Raw genomic sequence first — 4,829 nt, forward strand, 5'->3', positions numbered from 1 at the left:
GGGGCGCACGATTTGCGTTCCTGTCTACTTATTTCCCACTCTCATGACAATGCACCAAAGGCATGACCTTATGGCCCCTCCGCGTTACCACCCCTGCTGGGACGCTCCAGCGTCCCCAAACCGGGAAGTTTCCCTCTCGCACACCTCGATACTTCCAACCTTTCAACCTGCAACCCTTCCTTCCCCGCTACCGCAGATTGCTGGGGCGCGTGCCGATCTCCAGGAACCGCACAAGCGCGACCGGATCGGCATTGAACACAAAACCGCGCGTGTCCAGGTTCACGGTGTAGCCCTCTTGCTCGGCGGCGGCGCGCATGGAGAAGGGCAGCGTGCTTGACATCTGGTAGAGCGTCTCCGCGTATTCGTCGGTGCGGGGCAGCTCGCCGGGGGCCGAGGGCAGTTCCACCGACGGGGCCTCTGAAGACGACAGGTGCACGTTAAAGAGCAGCACCTCGCCGTCGTCGGTGGCGAAGCTGCGGAGCTGTTGGGCGTAGCGAAGCGGCTCGCCATCGGTGGCCTCGCCGTCGGTTACGTTCAGCACGACGGGGGGAAAGCTGTGCGGGTGCTGGTCGATCCATGTGCGCACCGACTGCGCAGCCAGGTCGAGCGCCTGGCACATGGGCGTGCCGTTTTTGGCGTGCGGATCGAACCACACGGGCACTTTTACGCGCTTCTCTTCGGTGCGCCCGTCGCCGGTATCCACCTCACGCAGGCGTTCGTCCATGCGCTTCGGACGCTCGGCCAGGTGGCTGATGGGGATCAGTCCGGTGCTGTTCTGCACCGACTCGCCCGGCTCGATGAGCGGCTGCACGCGTTCGCCATAGCCAATCACGCCGATGTGAAAGTAGTCGCGCACGCCATCTTCCTTCGCGCAGCGCAAGACCAGGTTCTGCATCAGCCGGTTCACCGTATCCGACAGAACGCGGGCCTTGCTGGGGGCCGCATCGCCCTTCTGTTCGGCGCCGCCAAAGCGGTCTTGCATGGAGGCCGACTGGTCCAGCAGAAAGAGAAAAGCGGTGGGCTGTTCGCGGCTGATTTCCGCAGAGTAGGCCATACAGTAGGCTGAGATAGATCACAAAACAGAACACGAATGGAGCATCCCCCAGGACGCTGTGTCAGGGGGCATGCACAGAAGGAGACGACCGCCGGAAATGCACGCAGAAGGCGTGGCTACAGGTCGTCGCGGAGGTCGCGGGCCTGCTCTTTCAGATCGGCGTCGTTGTAGTAGACCTTGGGCATATCGAGCAGAATGTCGATCTGCTCGCGAGCATCGTCGGGGCGGTCCATGGCCACATAGGTGCGCGCCAGTTCATAGCGATGCAAGATGCGATCTTCGATTTCGATGGCCGCCTGGAAGTCCTCAACTGCTTTTTCGTAGGAGGCGTCAGGCAGCCCGCCGTAGACGGTGCGCACGATGGCACGCGACATGAAGCCGAGGCTTTCGACTTCGCGGTTCCACTGTCCGCGAGCATTGTAGGCGCCATCAATGTCGTCTTCGAGTTCAATCGCGCGGTCGGCATGGTGCTTCACCGCACGCGAGCGTTCGATGCGCTCGCGCGTGCCAGCCGACAGTGCCAGACGCCCTTCCGCCATAGAGCGGGCAAAGTGTGCGTATCCATTTGAGGAATCCGCTTCGAGGGCGGCGTTTGCTGTTTCGAGTCCACGTTCAAAGAACGCGGTGTTGTTGTCACGCTGTTCGCCCATGTTCACCTCAGTGGCTGACGTGCGCCAGAGCACTTCAACGTGATCGGGGTGGTCCTCCCGAAGGTCGCGCAGCCGTCCGTACGCCGACCCAAACTCGCCCGCTTTGCGCATCTCGTCGATCTCTGTGAGCGCTTCAGCCAGAGCTTCATCCTCAATATGATCGACCGACTGTGCCCCCGCCGATCCAAATCCCATACATACAGCGAGAAGCAGCGCAGCAACGGCAGAACGGATCATAATAGCGTCGAGGAAAGCAGAAGAGGACTATTCACGAGGGTGCTACTCCGACCCAGTGCGGCACGGTGCGTTCCGATATCGCCCCATCAGATGAGGGTTCATTCGCTTCATGGGTGCTATGTGTCGGCTCGTCATTTGCTGATGCCTCTTTCATTTCCATGCGCAAGCGGCGCAGCGTGTAGTTCCACGTGCCTGCACTCTCCTCCAGATACAACGCGACCAACCCGCCGTTGGACAGCGTCAGCTCCAGATTGATGTCTTGCTTTCCGCCCCACCAGCGCACCGATGCAATGGCAGACAGCGGCACGCGGCGCACCACGCGTCCGGTCCATGTCCATCCCGACAGTTCAATGTGTGTTGGATAGAGTCGCGCGCGACTTCGCCAAAGCGACATACCAAGAATTGAGCAGGAGCTGCACAGCAACGGAGTATCAGCAGCCATTTGTAACAAAGGTAAATGCAGAAAATCGATAGAAGCCCGTGCCGTAGCGGCTGGAGCCTCTGGCATAAGCCACAAGTTTCGTTCCATACGTCAAAGCGGGCAGCAGTACGCACTGTCCACCCAGCACTTCAGTAAAGGGCTGGTGGCATTTACATGGTGACCCTACTATAGTGTCAACGGTCAATGTGTGGGTTACAACATGCCCCGTTTACATACTGTCATCTTGAGCGGAGCGGCTCCGCCAAGGAGACGCGGAGTCCCGACACGAGCGAAGCGACTGATGAACGCAGTGAATAAAGACCTCCCCCAAGGTTGGCAGGGGCCTCCTGTCCATCTGGCGTTACCAGGCCGCGAGGAGATGGTTCGACTGCGCTCACCATGACACGCTTCGTTGGGGGATGATGCCAGGGCAACCATCAAAATGAAGGTTGACAGAGCACTACTGCTGTGTCAACCCTGAAAGGTTGGGTTCAGATGCGTATTTTCCCCTCCATCCTTCCTGTCCTCCCCGGGGAGGAAGGAACTGTGAGAGGCCACTTCCCAAGTCCCCCTCGGAGGAGGGGGATTTAGGGGGAGGGATTCCATACTATCACACAACCCGAAAAATTATCCTTGACAGAGCACTACGATGCATACCGCTTCCAATGTGCGGGTTGCTATACCCAATCGCAAACCATGCGGGTCATTTTTTCGGGAGATACAGAGAGCTTTACGATCCCGTCAGAGTCTATCTGGACCTACGAACGCATCTTCCGGGCCCACTGGGCCGCAATCTCGGAGGCCGAGGCGTCGGGCCGCTGGTCGGGCGGATCGATGTGGGTGGACGTGTCCTCGCCCCACCGTTCCCACGCCTCGTGGGTTACAATCGTCTCCAGGTGCTCCAGGCGCGTAGTCATGCGGTCCTGCTCCTCACGAAGCACAGCGATGTCCGTCTGAAGCGCATCCTGCTGCCGGTCGACCTCCTCTTCGAGTGTCGCCACGTGGGCCCGTAGCGCCGCATCCGAGGTCGCCTCGGCCCGCGTCTTCGTCCATGTCCGCAGCATATCCCGCACGATGTACACGACCACTCCGAATGCAAGTAACGTGTACATATTCATACGTTTAGCGTCAACAAATTCATTGGACTCGGGCGCAGGTGCTACGACAAGAGCGTGGGCGCTGTCGGATACTGCTCGGCGATGCGCTGCGCCACCTCAACAAGCTGATTACGCAGTGCAGTTGGCGCCTCCACGTACACCTTGGCGCCCCAGCTCAACAGCCACGGCACCAGATCGCGCTCGTGCGCTACGCGCAGCGTCATCCGCAGGCCCTGCAGCGTCGCCTCCCGCTCTACAACCGTGGCTACCGCAGGCACGGCCACCGCCTCTGCCACCTCTGTAGCAAACCGCACGCGGACGGTCCGTTCAGGAGATGCCGCCGGGCGCGCGGTAGACCGATAGCCCGGCGGACGCTCGAACGTGTCGTCGGTTGTATGCAGGTCGGTGATCGTGGACAGTGCGATGTGCTGCACCCGCTCCGTCCGATGCACGTAGCCGACCACCTGCCACACCGTTCCAGCACGTACCAGCGCATAGGGATTCAGGAGGACGGGCTTCGCCTTTTTGTCGGTATCTTCCGCGTGCTCCACACGCACCGTCTGCTCCGCCCCAATCGCTTTCTGAAGACGATGCGCCACCGTATCGCGCGGCGGAGTGGACTGAGCCGGGCCGCGCACATGCGTTTCTGTGAGCGATGCCGCCCGTCGCTGCATGGCCTCGGGGAGCGAAGCGCGGAGGTCGCCCTGCACGCCATGGGCCGCCGCCTGCCACCGACCGCTAAGCTGCGCAGCGCCCCACGCAGCCCCCACCGTCAGCGCCACGCGTTCGTCATCGGTCAGGGTGCGCACCGGGCGCATCCGCTCTGCATCCAGCCGATAGCCATATCCGGGGACTGCTTCGACCGGCGCATCAGCATCCATGAGCCGCTGCATCTCGCGGTATACCGTGCGCGGACTGATGCCGAGTTGGGCGGCCATGTCTTCAGCGCGCACCCACCGATCGGCGCTCAGCAGTGCAAGGATGGCGGGCCAGCGGTCGGTCGATTCCACAAGAGCAGGAGGTATTTCGAAACAGACGGCGGACGGTGCCAACGCGGTGCGGCAGCGATGCTTCCCGCTTCCCAATAGACCGGTTCAGGCTACGCGCTGGCGGCGGTGGGCAGGCCCATATCGCTCAGAATGGCCTCCATACCGGCGGCAAATTTCTTGGACCCGCCGTGCGAGGGATGCCGCACGTAGGTAGGATCGGCCTCCAGCTCGTTGAACGCGCGTTCGGCTTTGCGCCCAATTGCCACGATGCGCTCGGGTTGCATCGTGCTCCTGAGGCCCGTGTTATTAACTGGATTGATACACAATCACTAGAAACGCTCTATTTATCAGCAATCACTGTGGCAGAACTGCGTTTTGGAG

The 4,829-nt window shown here is 61.1% G+C and carries 6 protein-coding genes and 1 pseudogene; 1 reads left to right on the plus strand and 6 read right to left on the minus strand.

Annotated elements, in window-relative coordinates:
• Window positions 1-187 precede the first annotated feature (187 nt).
• The 6 genes from R6U20_RS07660 to R6U20_RS07685 all read right to left on the minus strand — a co-directional run bounded on the left by R6U20_RS07660 (window position 188) and on the right by R6U20_RS07685 (window position 4,732).
• The gene (locus R6U20_RS07660) at window positions 188-1,054 is read right to left on the minus strand and encodes a vWA domain-containing protein (RefSeq protein ID WP_410337270.1); all 867 of its coding nucleotides are present in this window, start codon (window positions 1,052-1,054) and stop codon (window positions 188-190) included.
• Window positions 1,055-1,170: 116 nt separating this feature from the next.
• Window positions 1,171-1,941, minus strand: coding sequence for a hypothetical protein (locus R6U20_RS07665; RefSeq protein ID WP_410337271.1), 771 nt, complete (start codon window positions 1,939-1,941; stop codon window positions 1,171-1,173).
• Window positions 1,942-1,972: 31 nt separating this feature from the next.
• Window positions 1,973-2,335, minus strand: coding sequence for a hypothetical protein (locus R6U20_RS07670; protein ID WP_410337272.1), 363 nt, complete (start codon window positions 2,333-2,335; stop codon window positions 1,973-1,975).
• A 785-nt stretch (window positions 2,336-3,120) separates the two neighbouring features.
• Complete coding sequence (locus R6U20_RS07675) at window positions 3,121-3,474, minus strand: hypothetical protein (RefSeq protein WP_410337273.1); 354 nt, start codon at window positions 3,472-3,474, stop codon at window positions 3,121-3,123.
• A 47-nt stretch (window positions 3,475-3,521) separates the two neighbouring features.
• The gene (locus R6U20_RS07680; RefSeq protein WP_410337274.1) at window positions 3,522-4,469 is read right to left on the minus strand and encodes a helix-turn-helix transcriptional regulator; all 948 of its coding nucleotides are present in this window, start codon (window positions 4,467-4,469) and stop codon (window positions 3,522-3,524) included.
• An 89-nt stretch (window positions 4,470-4,558) separates the two neighbouring features.
• Complete coding sequence (locus tag R6U20_RS07685) at window positions 4,559-4,732, minus strand: hypothetical protein (protein ID WP_410337275.1); 174 nt, start codon at window positions 4,730-4,732, stop codon at window positions 4,559-4,561.
• Here R6U20_RS07685 and R6U20_RS07690 point away from each other — a divergent pair.
• A pseudogene (locus R6U20_RS07690) lies at window positions 4,727-4,829 on the plus strand (VapC toxin family PIN domain ribonuclease); the annotation flags it as partial. The gene R6U20_RS07685 and the pseudogene R6U20_RS07690 overlap by 6 nt on opposite strands.

It is taken from the genome of Longimonas sp. (assembly GCF_046498435.1).
GTDB lineage: Bacteria > Bacteroidota > Rhodothermia > Rhodothermales > Salinibacteraceae > Longimonas.